Here is an 18,047-nt window from a genome sequence, read left to right on the forward strand (position 1 = left end):
TTCCTATTTTAGTGATTTTGACATTCAAAACAATGAAAGCTATAACTTTAAAACAAATTGCGGAAGAACTAAATATTTCTGTAACTACCGTTTCTAAAGCTCTTAAAGATTATCCTGATGTAAGTAAAAAAACAAAAAAGCAGGTAAAGGAATTAGCAAAAAAGCTAAACTACATTCCTAATGCTTCTGCTGTAAATTTGAGGACTCAACAAACCAAAACCATAGGTGTTATTGTACCTACCACGGTTCACCATTTTTTTGCGACTGTAATAAAAGGAATTATTAAGGCTGCTAAAAAGAAGGATTATATGGTTATTTTAATGCAGTCTGAAGAAGATGTTGAACAAGAGATTAAATCTGTGGATTTACTCATTAGTAAAGGCGTTGATGGCATTATGATTTCTCTTTCCAATAAAACACAAAATTTTGACCATTTAGAAAAAATAAAAAATCATGATATCCCATTAGTTTTATTTGACAAAATTTCTAAAATCACAGATTGTTCTAAAGTTGTTATAAATGATCAAAAGGCAGCTTATGAAGCTGTTGAGTATTTAATAAAAAAAGGCTATAAGCGTATTGCTCATTTTAGAGGTGATTTAAATCCGCAAGTTTCTATAGATCGCTTTTTGGGGTATAAAAAAGCATTATTAAACAATAATATTGAATTTGATCCTTCTTTAGTTTATATCTGTAATAATAATGATGATTTTAATGATGGTCATGCTTCTGCTAAAAAGCTAATTGATATGCATGGGAAAAATGTAGATGCTCTTTTTGCTATTACTGATATGGTGGCCATTGGTGCACTAAAATACTTTAATGATAATGGTATAAAAATACCTAAAGATATTGCCATAATTGGATTTAGTAATTGGTTTATGTCTTCTGTAATCACACCAACTTTAACAACTATTGATCAGCCTGGTTATAAAATGGGGAAAACAGTGTTTAAACTTTTATATAAAGAAATAAAGGCTAAAAATGTTGATATTCCATATGAAACTATTGAAATGAAAACCAGTCTAGTTATTAGAGAATCTACCTAATTATATTTAGTCTTTTAAAAACTTGATATTTCGCTGAAGCCCAGCAAATTTTGTGCGTTTAACTGCAGATTTCTGAAAGACTTTCTTAAAGGTATCTTCTGTAATTTCTTCCCAATCTTTTTTGGTCATGAATAATAATTCCGGATGCGGGTTAAAAAGTGGCTCGTTGTGCGGTTTTGAGAATCTGTTCCATGGGCATACGTCCTGACATACATCGCAACCAAACATCCAATCATCAAACTGTCCTTTAAATTCTGTCGGAATATTTTCTTTTAATTCTATAGTGAAATAGGAAATACATTTGCTGCCATCTACTACATAGGGTTCTGTTATAGCTTGGGTCGGGCAGGCGTCAATACAGGCTGTGCATGTGCCACAATGATCGGTTACTGGGGTATCGTAATCCAGCTCTAAATCGATAATCAATTCTGCTATAAAATAAAAAGAGCCTACTTGCTGGGTAATTAGATTACTGTGCTTACCTATCCAACCCAGTCCACTTTTGGCAGCCCAGGCTTTATCTAAAACTGGCGCCGAATCTACAAATGCTCTCCCATTAACTTCTCCTATTTCTTCTTGAATGACGTTTAAAAGCGATTTTAGTTTATCTTTTATTACAAAGTGATAGTCTCTTCCGTATGCATACTTACTAATTTTTGGAGCTGTTTTGTCTTGTTGAATTTCCGAAGGGTAATAATTCAATAATAACGACACCACACTTTTGGAACCTTCTACTAGTTTTGTTGGGTCTAAGCGTTTATCGAAATGATTTTCCATATAACGCATTTCGCCATGCATATTTTTATTCAACCAGCTTTCTAATCGTGGAGCTTCTTCTTCTAAAAACTGTGCTTTGCTTATACCGCATGATAAAAACCCTAGGCGTTTTGCTTCGGTTTTTATTAGGTTGGTATGTTTTGCTTTTGAATTCATTTTTTTTGTTGGGCTTTGGCTGCACTCCTAATATTACCACAACTTATTTATTCTAAACTTTCTTTTTAAATATAATTATGGTGTAAATATAAATGAATTCTGTAATGTCTCACTAAGCGCAGTCGAAGTGCTTATTTAACGATTAACAACTTTAGGGCTTCGACTGCGCTCAACCTAACAAAATCGATAAAAATTTAACAATCGCAAACTTAATCTTTATACTTACAATGAGTAGCATTTCGACACTCTGAAAGTATTTGAAGCATATCATAATCTCCATTTATCAAAGCTTGTTTTTTAGCTCGGGGCCACCCTTTAATTTTCTTTTCAAAATAAATGGCTTGCAAAACATCATTAAACTCTTGATGGAACTCCAATACTAAAGGCCTTCTTTTATATGTATATGAATCGTTTTTATAACCCAATTCGTGTTCTTTGAAACGTTTTTCAATATTATTAGTGATACCTGTGTAATAGGAATCATCTGAACATTTTATTATATAAACGTAATAAAAATACATTTTAGATAACATAAGAGCTTCGACTGCGCTCAGCTTGACATTATAGTTATTATTTATTTTATCTTAAAACCTTTCTAATTTTGTAAATATAAATGAATTCTACGATGTCACACTGAGCGCAGTCGAAGTGCTCTATTAACGTGTAACTCCTTTTGGGCTTAGACTACGCTCCTGACACTAAAACATTGCTAGAGATAAAATTTTAGTTAATTCAGCGAAGTAGAACCTATTATCTCAACAGTCATTTTTTAATGTAAACTTCAATCTAACATCAACAGGTTTTAAAGTAATTAAAGGGTTTACTTTTATGGTATCATTATCTGTAGTTATATTGAATTTTTTCAATATGGCACTAACGGCTAAAATCATTTCGTACATAGCAAAGTTATTTCCTATACATAATCGCGGCCCTGCTCCAAAAGGCATATAATAAGGCAGTACTTCTTTTCTGTTTTCTTCAAAAAAACGAGATGGTTTGAATGACTCCGGGTCATCCCAATAATTTTTATTTCTGTGTAATTCGTATATAGAAGCTCCTATTATGGTTCCTTTTTTTAGTATGTAATCATCTATGGTATCGTCTTCTATATTTACACGATCTGTTATCCATGCGGGTGGATATAAACGAAGGCTTTCTTCTATACAGCACTTGGTATAATTAAGTTGGGAAAGTTCTTGTAAAGGTGTTAAACCTTTTGTGTTGGTTTCTTTAATCTCTGTCTCAACCTTGGTTAGCGCGTCTTTATTTTGAGCCAATAACTTTAATGTAAAAGTTAATGCATTGGCTGTAGTTTCATGACCTGCAACAAACAAGATCAATATTTCGTCAATTAATTGTTCATTTGTCATGGTTGTTCCATCTTCGTAGGTTGCAGATAGTAGCATATCCAAAAGATCGTCATGTTCTTCATTTGACTTTCGCCTTTGATCAATAATTGTATTAATGATGCTTCGGCTTTCTTTTACCAGTTTCATATGGTACTTAATCTCGCCTGTTAATGTGTACCATAATTTTTTATATGGCATTCTTAGCTCTTTAACGATAAACAATTGCAGCTTTTCTATAATAAACTGTAATCGTTTTAGGGTTTCTTTTTCTGCTGAAAAATTAAATAATGACTTAGCTACCACTTCGAATGCCAGTTCATTCATAATTGGATACAGCTCTACGAATCCTTCTGCGTTTATACTTTCAACCTGTTCATTAACGGCTTTATTAATAATTTCTACAAGGTTTTGTATTTTCTCTTTATGGAATGCTGGTTGGATTAAGCGACGTTGTTTTAACCAATAATCACCACTTGAGGTTAATAACCCGTAACCTACATATTTTGACAAATAAAGGGTTTGAATTTTTGATTTATGATACACTTTATGCTTTTTTTGAAGCATATGTTTTGTAATAACAGCATCTCGGGTTAATATTATATGTCCGTAAAAAGGTGATTTTATTGCAAAGGTATCTCCTATCTCATTAAACCACTTGTTGCGAAATAGCATAGGATTTTTTGCTATTGATGATGCTTGTATTAAAAATTTAAAAAAGTGAACCTTATTTGGGTACTTGTATTTTGGCATCTGTAAATGATTAAAATAGCGTTAGTTTCGATATAGCTTTTTCAGCACAACAATGCTAATAATCACTTATCAGTTTAAACCGTAAGAGAAGTCTAAATAGGATGAGAATCCTGCCTTCACTTCGACTACGCTCTGTGACCAAACAGGAATGACATCAACATTAAAACAATCCGCCTTGAATGTTTCCTTTTACTCTTCCTAAATGTTTATAGGCTTGCTCTGTAACTTCTCGCCCTCGAGGGGTTCGCATAATAAAGCCTTGTTGTATTAAAAAAGGCTCGTAAACTTCTTCTATAGTTTCCGGGCTTTCACTAACTGCCGTAGCTATGGTTGTAATACCAACGGGACCTCCTTTAAATTTATCTATTATGGTCGATAGGATTTTATTGTCCATTTCGTCCAAACCATGAGCATCAACATTTAGCGCTTCTAATGCAAACTTTGCTATTCCAATATCTATACTTCCGTTGCCTTTTATTTGAGCAAAATCCCGAACACGACGTAATAAAGCGTTTGCTATTCTTGGCGTACCCCGGCTCCTACCTGCAATTTCTATGGCTGCTTCCATAGATATCGGCACACCTAAAATACTAGCACTTCGTTGTATGATGGTTGTTAATAAATCTGTTTTATAATATTGTAACCTGCTTTGAATACCAAAACGCGCTCGCATGGGGGAAGTTAATAACCCTGATCGGGTTGTAGCTCCAACTAAAGTAAAGGGATTTAAATTGATTTGTACGGTACGTGCATTTGGTCCGGACTCAATCATGATATCAATCTTATAGTCCTCCATAGCTGAATACAAATATTCTTCTACTATAGGACTTAATCGATGGATTTCATCTATAAACAATACATCGCGCTCTTCTAAATTGGTTAATAAACCTGCCAAGTCTCCCGGTTTGTCCAGAACAGGACCCGATGTTACTTTTATGCCGACATTTAACTCGTTAGCCAATATATGGGCTAAGGTTGTTTTTCCTAACCCTGGAGGACCATGAAACAGGGTATGATCTAAAGCTTCTGTTCTTAAATTCGCAGCTTGAACAAATATTTGAAGATTTTCCAATACTTGATCCTGACCTGTAAAATCATTAAAAGCCAGTGGTCTTAATTTTTTTTCTACGTCTAATTCTTCAGGAGAAAAATTTTCGTTAGATGGATCTAGGTTTTCGTTCATAGTAACTTCCTGCGAAGGCAGGAATTTTTTTATTACTTAAATAATTTACAACAGCATGGATTCCCGTTTATCAAATATCGACTTTGATTATAGGGATACTGAAGCAATTTCAGTATTAACAAATATAATCAAAAAGCCTTTCTGAATTAGAAAGGCTTTATCAAATATTTGTTTATAATAACTATCGTTCGTTATATTTAACCATTTGCACCTCCTCCAATCCAAGCATCCATTACACTACTGTAATAGAAAGTAACCATGTTAGACTCTAATATACCAAAAGATAAAGGGTAATTAACTATTACTCCTGCAATGCGTAATATTTTTCCATTTCCGCTTATACGAGCAGCATTATATATGGAACAAATAACCAATTTCATACCATCTACTGGTGAAGCTGGAAACGATACAATATAGGGTCCATTGATGAAAACAAGTTGATCACCAACATCTAATGTTGTATCCTCATTGATTGTTATTATTCTAGAACCTCCAGAAATAGTCTCTGCTGTTTTGGCATGTAAGGCATAAGGAACACTTAATAATTGACTGGTTCCTTTTATAGTATATGTTGTACCTCCCTTTGGGTCGGTTTCTATTTTTATAAAATAAGGCCCTTTACTCCAATCAATAGAATTAAAAGCACCTGAAACGATAGTTCCCGATCCTATTTCAAGACTTATTAGCCCATTGGCATTAGAATTTGGCACATGTGTTTCCACATATACCGTAGTACCATTCACGCTCCCCTGTATAATGCTAATTTGTGTACCTACGGTCTGGTTAGCAACTAATACATTACTAGCATCTCTTACTACGGCTTGGTAAGTCATTTTTTCTGGACTCTGCGCCCATGTAATTGCTGTAAATAGAAATACAGCTGCTATTGTAAATATTCTTTTCATACAATTTTATTTTTTAATTATTCTAAATGTTTTTGAGGTTTTCTTATTATCACTCACTTTTAGAAAGTAGGTGGCTGTTGGTAATTTTTCCATTATTATAGTAGTCGTTTTGTTTTCCAACCATCCACTTTTTAGTTGATTTCCATGTATATCATAGAGTTGAAAGTTCAACATTGAAAATTCAATGTTATCTACATTTAATGTTAAACGATTGGTAGTAGGATTGGGGTATACCATCAATTCTAAATGTATCAATCCATTATCAGTCGCAAGAGTCATTCCATAAGGCTGGTGTACTCCTTGTGATAAACTACCGTTTAACCCAGTATTGGTGGTACAGACAACCTGACCTACGGAGTAACTCACTGTACCTCCTGCTCCTTTTGCTTTGCCATTTGTGACTGTTGGACTTTCTTGTGCTTGTAATATCCCTCCTGCACTTAAGAGTAAAAATGCAGCACCTGTTATTGCTTTTATATATGTCATCTGTTTTATATAATTCGAGAGTTAGATTAATATAAATTTGAAAAATGTGAAAATTGAAGGTGAACGTGCAATATTTGAATATACGCACCTCTTTGTTTAACAGCTCAGTACACCATACCTATTAATCTATCACCTATAACAGGAACAAAAAAGTCTGTATTGAAATCAATTACCATAGTTTGTAAAAAGAACTCTCAAAAGGCAAAATGAGAATTAATAAAATAAATAAAGACGTGATTTTCTTCATGGCAAAAATATTTGGGAGTGGTTATTGGCTAATTATTGTTTTTAGTTCTAAATTTCGACAAAAGTATTAAATACACTGTTTTAAATTAGACTCCAAAAAGACCAGAATAGCCCGAAAAGACCAGAATAGTTCGAAATTTGGTTAAAATTATAGCTAGTTATATATTGTTAACTAATTTATAATCGAGAATTCACAACGACGGTTTACATCGTATTCCTCATCTTTACAAATTCCTTCTTTAACACATTTGTTAAGCAGTTGCATGGGTGAGGTTAATAATCCTAATCGAGTAGTAGCACCAACTAGTGTAAAAGGATTTAAATTGATTTGTACAGTACGTGCATTGGGTTCCAACTCGATCATGATATCAACCTTATAGTCCTCCATAGACGAATACAAATATTCTTCTACTATATTAGGACTTAGTCGATGGATCTCATGTATAAACAGTACATCGCGCTTTTCTAAATTGGTTAACAAATCTGCCAGGTTTCCCGGTTTATACAGAACCTGAGGTTACTTTTATACTAACATTTATCTCGTTAACCAATATATGGGCTAAGGTTGTTCTTCCTAATCATGGAAGACCATGAAACAGGGTATGATCTAAAGCTTCTGTTCTTAAATTCGCAGCTTGAACAAATATTTAAAGATTTTCCAATACTTGATCCTGACCTGTAAAATCATTAAAAGCCAGTGGTCTTAATTTTTTTTCTACGTCTAATTCTTCAGGAGAAAAATTTTCGTTAGATGGATCTAGGTTTTCGTTCATTTTTTCTACTCGCTCTTAATTACACGAAGAAATAAAATTTTGATAATGCCTTGATTGAATCTAAAAATTAAACATGTAATACATTTCTCGTACTCATGTGGATATTTTAATAATTTATCGATAAAGTGAAATAACCAGGGGTGATATGTAAAAAAATCATATGCCATTAATGATATGAGGCATATATCAAAACATTCCTTGCCCTCTTTAAATGCAAAAGCATATATATTGTTTCTCAATTCTTTACAACAAGGTAACTAGAATATTAACATGTGTGATCTAGTAAATAGAGTCCGATCCTAATAGTTATGTTACCATATTTTTACTGAAAATTATGAAAAAGACAATTTTATTTCTAACTGTTTTGGGGCTTTCTGCACTACGTGTAATGAACGCACAACACGACACTGCTAATGGTTTTGATTTTATTATATCTGATGATGGTGTCTGGACATGGTATAACGATGAAAGGGCGGCATTTAAAAACGACAAACTTTATACTTCCTATGTGAAAAAAAATGGAAGAGTAGGATTAAGTGTTAACGACATTAAAACGGGAGCCAATGTTGGTACTGAGACCTTATTAAGCAATTGGTTTGAAAAAGACGATCATAACAATGCCTCGTTGCTTCTCCGTCAAGATGGAAAAATCATGGCTTTTTTTACTGCGCATATTAGGGAGAAAGTAAACTATTTCCGGATATCTAATGTAAACGAACCAACCCAACAAAGTGATTGGGGGGCTCAAGTCTCGCAAGTTACCACTAACGATTCTGACAATAAGGGAGCTACTTATAATAATGCATACCAGTTGAGTGCGGAAGCAGGAAAGATTTATAACTTCATGCGTACCAATAACTTCAACCCTAACTTTAAAGAATATCTGGCAGATGGTACGCCTGTAAGAGATGGAAAAGACCTTATTTTATTTCAAATTGGTAATGGTAGTGTGCGTCCTTACTTAAAATGCACCTCAAATAATACAGATAGAATTGATTTCTTTTTTACAGATGGACATCCGGTAAATGTTGAAAATAACTTATACCATTGTTATTATAAAACAAATGCGGATGGTTCTCAGGGAAGTATTTATCAAACCGACGGAACGCTTATAACTACTATGGCAAGTGTAATTGGTACCGATACAACCCCGGGAGTGCCAATTCAAGTTTCTTCAGTAAACAAAGTTTATGTTTTTGGAAGCGATGGTACTCAAGACAGACCTTGGACACATAATATAAACTATGATCCTGTAACCGGACACCCAGTTGTAACTTACTCTAAGCAAAGAAACATCAATCAAATTACGTATCACTATGCCAAGTGGAACGGTACCCAATGGAATAACTATTTTGTTTCTGATGCAGGACAAGGGTTTGTTGAACTTGGACAAGAAGATTATACTGGGCTTATAACTACAAATCCTTATAATACTAACGAAATATTCATGTCTTCAAATCGAAATCCGATTACTGGGATTGAAAATAATCGTTATGAAATTTACTCAGCCATTACCCCAGATGGTGGAACAACTTGGAACTGGACTGAAGTTACTAGTAATTCAATTCAAGACAATTTACGTCCATATGTACCAAAAGGAATTACTACCCCAGAAGATAGAGTCGTATTATGGTTTTATGGGAATTATATTTCATATTTAAATTATACAACGATGGTTGTTGGAGAATATATCAATAAAGTGTACGATGGCCCAGCGCCAATAATACCAGAACCGATACCCCCGATTGATACAAATATTGCCTACGGCGTTGATATTAATGGACGAGTTGGTGGTAATGGAGCCGTTGGACCAACACTAAACCCATTCGTTGCTATGGATGCAGTGGCCAATGCCTCTGCGACAGATAATGGTGTAACATTTACGCTATTTGGTTCTGTAGAGGGTAGTAGAGATAGAGGATCCAGTACTCCAAATAATTTAGTTAGAGACTTTGTTTATGCAGCTGGTAATGGAACCAGTACAGGAATGCGTATTGAAAATTTGCCAGCTGGCGAATATACCTTTAACAGTTTTCACTATGATAATGATTATGCAGCTCCGGTAACCGTGGTTTTAAGAGAACAAGGGGGGGCGCAAATAGGAAACACCATTGCTATCGACAATGTTGAAACTCCTGCAAGTTTTACTATTAATGCTGAAGCTGGAAAAGTTTATGAGGTTGTTGCTACAGGTACTTCCAGTAATGGTTCTAGATTTAACGGGCTTTCTATTATAGATCCCAATGCAACTATTGATGTATCGGGTATAAATTTAGATATTAATAGTGAAGATAATGGTGGCTCGAATTTAACAGAAAGTGGTTTTGAAGCTTTGGTTTCTCCTAGAGATAGCGCACCAACCAATAATTCCATTACAATTGACGGTGTTACTATAACTTTAGGTGGTAACATAGCTGGTTCAAGAAACCGGGGTGGCGACAATAATATGATAAGAGATTTTATTTTTGGGGCAGTCAATTCTACAGAAACCATTGTAAGCATTACCAATCTTCCAGCAGGAAGTTATTCCATTAACAGCTATCATTTCGATTACAGATACCCGGCACCAGTTATGGTAACGCTTAGAGAAGTTGGAGGAGCTACTATAGGTACTGTAAACTTAAACGAAAATACCGACGCAAAAGATGATAATCAAACGCCTCCAATTGCTGGAAATTCTTCAGATCCTGCGTCATTTAGTTTTACCAGTGATGGGTCCAAAACCTATGAACTAGCAATCGTTGGAATTGATGGTAGTAATGGTGATACTCCAAATGGCAGAGGTCCAAGATTCAATGGTTTGGAGATAAGTTCCCAAGCTCTAAGTACAGATGATTTTTCTAAGACCGCAAATAATATTGAAGTATTTCCTAATCCTTTCAATAACGATTTAAATATTAAATCGACAGCTAATATTACCAAGGCTAAATTATACAATGTCACTGGTGGCTTAATAAAAGAGGTGTCTTTAGCCAACCAAAATGGTTCTTATAATTTTGAAATTGAAGGCTTACCTTCAGGAGTTTATTTTCTAAATATTTTTGAAAATCAAAACCTTTTAGTGGTAAAGAAACTCATCAAAGAATAAATATTAAATAACTGCACGAACCTTATACAAAATAAAAAAGCCTTTCCCAACCAGGAAAGGCTTTAGCAAATAATTTGGTTAAAATTATGGCTAGTTATATATGGTTAACTAATTTATAATCGTGAATTCACAACGACGGTTTACATCGTATTCTTCATCTTTACAAATTCCTTCTTTAATACATTTGTTAAGCGGTTGCATTTCTCCATAACCTATACTTTTTAATCGGTTTCTTTCTATGCCTTTGCTTACTAAATATTCTAAAGTTGCTGCTGCTCTGTTTTTAGATAAATCCAGGTTGTATTGATCTGGTCCTCGTGCATCTGTATGTGCAGATACTTCAACTTCCATATCTGGATATTTCTTCATTAAATCTACCAAAACATTTAAAGTTGTTGCAGCATCTTCGCGAATATTGGATTTATCGAAATCAAAATAAATCTTATCTAATTGAATTTGAACATCGCCTCTTTCGTTTTTCTTAACGTTTTCTTCTGCATCCGTATATGCCTCTAAAGTTAAGTAGATATTATGGCTAATTTTACCTTTGCTGTCTGTAGAGAATTCAACATCTTGTGGAATATATGCTTTTCGTGTTCCTCTAATTTTATACTTTTTATTAGGTTCTATTTTGAACAAGTAATCCGCTTTTTCCCCTACTAAAGAATCTTGAATTACAGTACCTGTTTCGTCAAATAGTGTTACTAAAGACCCTGCTAATAGTTCTTTGGTATTTTTATCTTGAACGATACCTTCTACTAAGTATTTGGTTAAAATATTTTCTTCTCTGGCAAAACCATATAATCTATCGTAACCTCCCCTGTTTGAAGACACATAACCTTTATTATTCTTTTCTCTTATGGTATATGAAAAATCGTCCAGGTTACTATTTATTGAACCTCCTAAGTTTATTGGTTTGTTAAAATTAACATTAACCATATCGCTTCTAAATACATCTAATCCACCGTAGCCCAAGTGTCCGTCTGATGAAAAATATAATACATTAAGTGCGCTTATATACGGGAATTGTTCACGATGTTTTGTATTTACTTTATTGCCCAGGTTTACTGGTTCTCCGTAAGTACCATCCTCGTTTACTGTTACTTTGTAAATATCGAAACTACCAATGGTTCCAGGCATATCGCTAGCAAAATACAGTGTTTTACCATCCTTACTAAGTGCCGGATGTTCGCAACTATATGCATTCGAGTTAAATGGTAATTCTGTTACATTCGTCCAATTACCATCTACCAACTCCGCTTTAAATATTTTAATGTGGGCTATTTTATTTTCATCGGTTTTAGTACGTGTACTATTGGTTCTGTTGAAGTACATAGTTTTACCATCTTTACTAAATGTGGCATTACTTTCGTGAGAATCGGTATTTATTTCATCTGAAAAGGGTGTAATATCTTGTAAAGTTCCACTATCGGTCATCGTAGCCTTGTACAGATCTAAGTATGGCAACTTATTCCATGAGTAAGATGGGTTTTTGCTATTTCTTGCCGACGCAAAAGCAACTTTGTCATCACCATAAAACACTAAACCAAAATCGCTACTGGAATTTGTGTTTTCTATCTGTTTTAGTTTAAAAGTATGTGGCGTTGTTTTCTCTAAAGCATCAATAAAAGCTGGTGTGTTTACTTTTTTATTGTAATATCTACTTAAGTGAAAATCGGCTTCTTTATAATCTTTAACTCCTTTTAAGGCTTGCGCATATCTAAAATGGAACTCAATGTCTATGGAATCTCCATAGCTTACAAATAACTCACGGTATGTTTTTATTGCTTTTTGCAAATTGGCATTGTAGTAATAGCTATCTGCTAAATTTTGAAGCACTTCCTGATTGCGTTCTTTCTTTTCATAAATCTCGGCAGCCTCTATATAAGACCTCATTTCAAAAAGCTTATTGGCTCTTTTTAAATTTCCTTTTTGTGCTAATGCCATTCCACTAACTAATAAAAGGCTTGCAAGTATGTATATGTTTTTTTTCATAATTGTAGTCATTTTTAGGTTAGAAGAATCTTGGTGAACGATCGTACCCGCCTTTAAGTCCGAATAAATCAATATCAAACAAAACAAATATTTCGTGAGATCCTGAATTGTAATCGCCCAGATTCGAGGTTGTAAAATCGTATGCATATCCAATTTTTAAATCTGGTGATACTCTAAAACTTGCTAACCCACTTATGGCATCATCTAGCCTATAGCCCAACCCCAGTTCTAATCTGTTATTAAATAACACGTTTGCTGTTAGGTCTACCGATAAAGGTGCGCCTCTAACCGATTTCGCCATAAACGCTGGCTTAAACTTTAGCTCTCTATTAATATCGAAAACATACCCTCCTGTTAAAAAATAATGAATGTCTTGTACACCCGTAGATTTTACGCCGTTTTCTGTTTCTATATGTTTTGTCGTTAATAGATTTGGGGCAGATAGTCCTACGTAAAAGTTACTGGTAAAATAAAATGCTCCAATACCTACGTTAGGGAATGTTTTATTGATGTTTTCGTTAAATGCTACATCTGTTGATGTGTTTCCTGATTGTAAGTTGAAATCATCAAAATTAACATCAAACAGCGTAACACCTGCTTTAATACCAAGTGATAGTTTCGCCTGAAATCCTACGCGTAGTACATAGGCAAAATCTGCATAGATATTATTTTCATTTACAACATCGCCAATGTTATCGTTAGTAAACGACAGACCTATTTCTATCTTTTCATTAATAGGAGTGTGGGCGAAAAACGTTCCTGTTTTAGGTGCTCCTTCTACGCCAACCCATTGTGTTCGATAGAGGCCTCCTAAATTTAGAATCGCTTCTTGGGCTGTTGCATATGCCGGATTAATTACACTCATGTTATTCATGTACTGTGTAAATTGGGGGTCTTGTTGTGCAAAACTTTGTAATGACAAGAGCGTCAAACTTAACAAAGCAGCTATTTTATGATATATACTTAAATTTTTCATCGTTTCTTAAATTTTGCTTTATATGAATTATCTGCTTAAGTATAAGCGTCCTTGTTCTGGTTTGTTTTCTCCATCATTAAAAATGAAAACATAGTAATATACACCTACTGGTAAATCGCCATTTCCTATGGTTCCGGACTGATTGGATGTACCATCAAATCTTGGTGTATTAGCATTTCCTTTATAAACAATGTTTCCGTATCGGTTAAATATCTCTATTACAAAGTCTGGATACAGAATATGTAAATTGTCGAAATCGTATGTATCGTTTGTACCGTCTCCATTTGGTGAAAATCCGTCTGGAAGTATCAATTTACCACATGATGTTAAATCTGTAGTTAATGGTAACCTTACGCTGCTTTCGCAACCAGTAGTTGCATCTATTAATGCTGCATAGTAGGTTGCTTCGTGATTTAAAAGTGTACTACTTGAAATCGCAGAACCACCTGTTGCCGCATCGTACCAAACGATATTATTTGCTGATGAGTCATATTCTGTAATATTTAATGAGAGATCATTAATTATCGGACCATCGTTGATACAGTATTCTACACTAAGGTCATTTATTGTAGGGGTTGGCGTATCGTGAATAACAACATCTACCTGTACGCTTATTGATGACTCACAGCCTGAAGCATTTCTTTGGGTGGCATGATAATCTTCGCCATCTACTAATGCATCTGTAAGATCTAGTTGCGTTGTTAAGGTAGCATCATCATACCAAGTAATAGTTCCTGTTACGGTTAAAGCCGCATCTAGATCTGCTACTGTTGGATTGTTTACCAAACAAAACTCCATGGTTGCATTGTTTACAACCGGTGGGGTAATATCGCTAACTGTTACTGTTATATCTGCAGTAGCATCTGTTGCACAAGGCGCGTTTGCTGTTACTGTATAGGTATAAACGCCTTGGGCATCTACTAAAGGATCAAAAACGCCTGTGCCACTAGCCAATGCCGGTGTCCACGTCCCTACAGCATCTGCTCCACCTAAAAAGGTAAATAAATCTGTAGGACCATCGATAACGCAAATTAAGGCTGCGTTATCTGTTCCTGCATTTGGTGCTTGCGTTACTGTAACTACAACTTCGCTACTTGAAGTTCCGCAAGCATTAGTGTGTGTGTATCTGTAGGTAGCACTTGGGTCAACTGATGGATCGAAAACGCCTGTTCCGCTTGTTAATGCTGGCGACCATGTTCCTCCTGGGTCTGCTGCTCCCAGAAGTGTAAATAAGTCTGTAGTTCCATCGGTACTACAAGCATCCAAGGTATTATTCGTTCCCGCACTTAAAGGTTCATCGATAGTTACCGTTATGGTTATACTGTCGTCTATACATGGTGCGGAAGCAGTTACATAATATGTAAATTGGTAATTATTGGCGCTTAATCCTGTTACATCGTATGCTGTTGGGGTTGCTACTATTGTTCCTGAATTATTTGGGCCTTCATACCATGTTCCGCCACTATCTTGCGAACCATCTAAACCATCAAAAAGGTTTATTGTAGTATTGTTACATTCTGAAATTGCCGGATCTGCCAAAGCTCCTGCACTTGGTGATTGATGTATAGTAACTGTTACTTCTGTTCTTGTAGAAGATTCACATCCTGTAGTTGCATTTGTTTGTGTGGCAAAATAATTTTCTCCGTTTATTAAGGCTGTTGTTCCTGCTAATGGTGTTCCTCCTGTTGCATCATTGTACCATTGTATTGTTGCTCCTGTCGCTGTTAAATCTGCAACTGTTGCTGTATCACAGAATTCTTGAGTTGCTGCTGCTGTTGGTACCAATGTATCATTTATTGTAATTGATACTGTTACATTAGGATCGTCGCAAGTTCCAATTGCAGTTACATCGTATGTAAAGTTATATGTTCCGGGCATAAGACCATCAATTGTAACTGAGCTCCCAGATAAGGCCAAACTAGCGTCATCGTCGTTCCATGTTCCTGATGGGTCTTCTCCTGTTAGTAAATCAAATAAGTCTACTGCTTGGTTTGTTGTAATGTCTACCACACAAAACTCAGGTAAAGTAGCTATTGGTGTTCCTGATTCTGGAGCATCTTCAACTGTAATTGTTACTGTTGAACTATTCATACATCCATTTGCATCTGTTATACTATAAGTATAATTAAATGACCCTATTATTAGGGCAGTTAAATCGACATTGCTTCCTGATAATGCATTTGAAGTATCGTCATCTGTCCATGTCCCTCCTAAGCTTTCTCCTGTAAGTTGATCAAATAGGTCTAATGATGAAGCGGTGGCTAAATCATTTTCACAATATGTTGCCGGTGTAGGTGTACCTGTATTGGGTAATGGATTTATTGTAACAGAAACGGTTACTAATACATCACTACAAGCCACTAGCGGAGTTACTTCATAGGTAAAATCGTATGTTCCAGGGGTTAAGCTAGACAAATCTGTTGGGTTTGGAGCTACGGCTCCTAAGTTGTCTGGTCCCAAATACCATGTTCCTGCTTGATCTTCTCCGTCTAACAAATCAAATAAATCATAATTTGCTGGTGCTGTTCCTTCACAGAATTCTGAAAAAGTTGCCACTGGTGTTCCTGATTCCGGGGCTTGTTGAATTGTTATTGTTATTGCTTCGGTGTCTGAACACGTTCCGTTATCTATAGTATAATTAAATGTATAAGGACTTCCGGCTACAGTAAAACCTGTAATATCTATTGGGGTTGTAACTGGATTATTCGTGGCATCTGTCCACGTACCACCATTATTATCCTGCGAGCCATCTAAAGCATCAAATAAGTTATAGTTTGCTACTAAAGCGTTTTCACAAAAGGAGTCATTTAAAGCTGTTCCCGCATTAGGGTTGGCAACTACTTCAAGTTGAACAGTTGTAGAATCTTCCGGACAGGGGGTTAAACGATTTTGTGTATAGGTAAAATTATATACTCCTGGTATGAAAGCGGTTAAATCTATTGGTGACGTAACCATAGGATCGGTACTTAAAGTACCACGTGTCCATTGTCCTCCTGGATCTTCATCATTATTCAGTAATGTTGTTAAGTCAAAGTTTACAGATAAATCAGAGACGCATAATACCGTAGCCGTAGGGGATGGTGTTCCCGGAGACAATCTTGGTGAAATAGTAATTGTTACGGTTGAAGTACTGGGCGGACAAGCGCTTGGGGCATTGTTAAGACTATAAGTAAACACATATGTTCCTGCAATTGACGCAGAGATATCCACAGTTCCTAAATGACCGTTTGTTGTTGTTATAGATGGGGGTGATGCCCAAGTACCTCCAACGTCTGGCATTCCTCCTAATTCATCAAACAAATTAAAGGGTGCTGTTGTAGGAATATCGTCTTCACAAAACTGTCTGCTTCCAGGTGTTCCTGCATCTAAAGGAATATCAATGTTTACTGTTACGGGTATTGGGTTACTATCACAAAGTACATCGTCTATTATAATATAATATGTATTTCCATCTACCAACGGTGTCGTTAGCGATAATGCTGGTGGAATAGGGTTTCCAAAAATATCAATACTTTGGTACCACACAAAGTTAGTCGCTAGTGTTCCTCTGTCTAAATCGCCAACAGTTGGATTTGTATTTGCACAAAATTCTTGTGGACTTGCAGGTGTTGGATCTTGTGGGGCGGGAACTAAATATGTTAAACCATTTTCAAATTGACTTTTACAACCTAAATTATCTACAAATGTTACAAGTAAACTTGTTGATCCCGGAGCAACGGGATCTGTAGGGGTAATTGGAACTGGCGGGTTGGGTGATACTGCTGGATAATAAACCTCGACAGAACCTCCTGCTGGAATACTTGGAACTAAAATTTCATTTATATAGTCTTGTAAAGTAGCATTTGCATTGTCGCAATAAATACGGTGCAAAATTCGCCCTGTAGGAGCTACATCAAAATTTACGGTTAAAGATTGTCTAGTGCCACAAGAACCAGAATCATCATCGGCATAATAAGTTGCCCCATCTAAAACCAATTGGTTTGCACTTAAAGGGGTTCCCCCAGTTGGAACATCATACCAAGCAATACCATTAACTATATTTGTTGCATAAACATTTAAATCATTAACAGTAAGTCCAGATGCATCACAAACAGTTTGGGGTGAAACTGGTATATCGGGGCATTGCGCAAAAACTGATAATGATGTACAACATAACATCAAAACATAGAAAGCATTCTTTAATACATTTCTAAATACTAGTGCTAGTTTCATAATTGATCATTTTTATTCATATCTTGATAGCTCTGAATAAAATTGTATCATCTTCACTATTTGTCTTAAATTGAAATCAAATACAAATTTATTCGATGCGCA

11 protein-coding genes and 1 pseudogene are annotated in these 18,047 nt (G+C 35.3%); 2 read left to right on the forward strand and 10 right to left on the reverse strand.

The genetic code is table 11. The features are described 5' to 3' along the window. Positions 1 to 32: 32 nt before the first annotated feature. Entirely contained in the window at positions 33 to 1,049 is a 1,017-nt protein-coding gene (locus C1H87_RS09370; protein ID WP_102755553.1) for a LacI family DNA-binding transcriptional regulator, read from the forward strand. Between the two features lie 6 nt (positions 1,050 to 1,055). Here C1H87_RS09370 and queG read toward each other — a convergent pair whose 3' ends face one another. From queG to C1H87_RS09405, 7 genes and pseudogenes are all read right to left on the reverse strand, one after another. Further along, a complete protein-coding gene (queG, locus tag C1H87_RS09375) occupies positions 1,056 to 1,982 on the reverse strand; it encodes a tRNA epoxyqueuosine(34) reductase QueG (protein ID WP_102755554.1) in 927 nt (308 codons plus the stop codon). A 209-nt stretch (positions 1,983 to 2,191) separates the two neighbouring features. After that, entirely contained in the window at positions 2,192 to 2,503 is a 312-nt protein-coding gene (locus C1H87_RS09380) for a GIY-YIG nuclease family protein (RefSeq protein ID WP_102755555.1), read from the reverse strand. 234 nt (positions 2,504 to 2,737) lie between these two features. Continuing rightward, the gene (locus C1H87_RS09385) at positions 2,738 to 4,081 is read right to left on the reverse strand and encodes a cytochrome P450 (RefSeq protein ID WP_102755556.1); all 1,344 of its coding nucleotides are present in this window, start codon (positions 4,079 to 4,081) and stop codon (positions 2,738 to 2,740) included. Positions 4,082 to 4,241: 160 nt separating this feature from the next. Further along, positions 4,242 to 5,264: a Holliday junction branch migration DNA helicase RuvB gene (gene ruvB / locus C1H87_RS09390; protein ID WP_102755557.1), complete on the reverse strand. Its 1,023-nt coding sequence runs from the start codon at positions 5,262 to 5,264 to the stop codon at positions 4,242 to 4,244. A 197-nt stretch (positions 5,265 to 5,461) separates the two neighbouring features. Further along, the gene (locus C1H87_RS09395; protein WP_102755558.1) at positions 5,462 to 6,169 is read right to left on the reverse strand and encodes a hypothetical protein; all 708 of its coding nucleotides are present in this window, start codon (positions 6,167 to 6,169) and stop codon (positions 5,462 to 5,464) included. Positions 6,170 to 6,175: 6 nt separating this feature from the next. Beyond that, positions 6,176 to 6,655, reverse strand: coding sequence for a T9SS type A sorting domain-containing protein (locus C1H87_RS09400; protein WP_102755559.1), 480 nt, complete (start codon positions 6,653 to 6,655; stop codon positions 6,176 to 6,178). A 505-nt stretch (positions 6,656 to 7,160) separates the two neighbouring features. Beyond that, positions 7,161 to 7,674 (reverse strand): annotated as a pseudogene (locus tag C1H87_RS09405) (AAA family ATPase); the annotation flags it as partial. Positions 7,675 to 8,008: 334 nt separating this feature from the next. On the opposite strand from C1H87_RS09405, the gene C1H87_RS09410 reads away from it, so the two are divergent. Then, positions 8,009 to 10,762, forward strand: coding sequence for a BNR-4 repeat-containing protein (locus C1H87_RS09410; RefSeq protein ID WP_102755560.1), 2,754 nt, complete (start codon positions 8,009 to 8,011; stop codon positions 10,760 to 10,762). A gap of 108 nt (positions 10,763 to 10,870) precedes the next feature. Here C1H87_RS09410 and C1H87_RS09415 read toward each other — a convergent pair whose 3' ends face one another. Genes C1H87_RS09415 through C1H87_RS09425 form a run of 3 tightly spaced genes read right to left on the reverse strand, consistent with a single transcriptional unit; the run spans position 10,871 to position 17,945 of the window. Next, entirely contained in the window at positions 10,871 to 12,757 is a 1,887-nt protein-coding gene (locus tag C1H87_RS09415; RefSeq protein WP_102755561.1) for an OmpA family protein, read from the reverse strand. 19 nt (positions 12,758 to 12,776) lie between these two features. After that, complete coding sequence (locus C1H87_RS09420; RefSeq protein ID WP_102755562.1) at positions 12,777 to 13,733, reverse strand: PorP/SprF family type IX secretion system membrane protein; 957 nt, start codon at positions 13,731 to 13,733, stop codon at positions 12,777 to 12,779. Positions 13,734 to 13,760: 27 nt separating this feature from the next. Further along, entirely contained in the window at positions 13,761 to 17,945 is a 4,185-nt protein-coding gene (locus C1H87_RS09425) for a gliding motility-associated C-terminal domain-containing protein (RefSeq protein WP_102755563.1), read from the reverse strand. Positions 17,946 to 18,047: the final 102 nt, after the last annotated feature.

This window comes from Flavivirga eckloniae, from assembly GCF_002886045.1.
GTDB classification, from domain to species: domain Bacteria; phylum Bacteroidota; class Bacteroidia; order Flavobacteriales; family Flavobacteriaceae; genus Flavivirga; species Flavivirga eckloniae.

Coding starts and splice junctions, on each gene's coding strand:
- C1H87_RS09370 (WP_102755553.1), top strand. CDS start 33: ATGAAAGCTATAACTTTAAAACAAATTGCGGAAGAACTAAATATTTCT.
- queG (WP_102755554.1), bottom strand. CDS start 1,982: ATGAATTCAAAAGCAAAACATACCAACCTAATAAAAACCGAAGCAAAA.
- C1H87_RS09380 (WP_102755555.1), bottom strand. CDS start 2,503: ATGTATTTTTATTACGTTTATATAATAAAATGTTCAGATGATTCCTAT.
- C1H87_RS09385 (WP_102755556.1), bottom strand. CDS start 4,081: ATGCCAAAATACAAGTACCCAAATAAGGTTCACTTTTTTAAATTTTTA.
- ruvB (WP_102755557.1), bottom strand. CDS start 5,264: ATGAACGAAAACCTAGATCCATCTAACGAAAATTTTTCTCCTGAAGAA.
- C1H87_RS09395 (WP_102755558.1), bottom strand. CDS start 6,169: ATGAAAAGAATATTTACAATAGCAGCTGTATTTCTATTTACAGCAATT.
- C1H87_RS09400 (WP_102755559.1), bottom strand. CDS start 6,655: ATGACATATATAAAAGCAATAACAGGTGCTGCATTTTTACTCTTAAGT.
- C1H87_RS09410 (WP_102755560.1), top strand. CDS start 8,009: ATGAAAAAGACAATTTTATTTCTAACTGTTTTGGGGCTTTCTGCACTA.
- C1H87_RS09415 (WP_102755561.1), bottom strand. CDS start 12,757: ATGAAAAAAAACATATACATACTTGCAAGCCTTTTATTAGTTAGTGGA.
- C1H87_RS09420 (WP_102755562.1), bottom strand. CDS start 13,733: ATGAAAAATTTAAGTATATATCATAAAATAGCTGCTTTGTTAAGTTTG.
- C1H87_RS09425 (WP_102755563.1), bottom strand. CDS start 17,945: ATGAAACTAGCACTAGTATTTAGAAATGTATTAAAGAATGCTTTCTAT.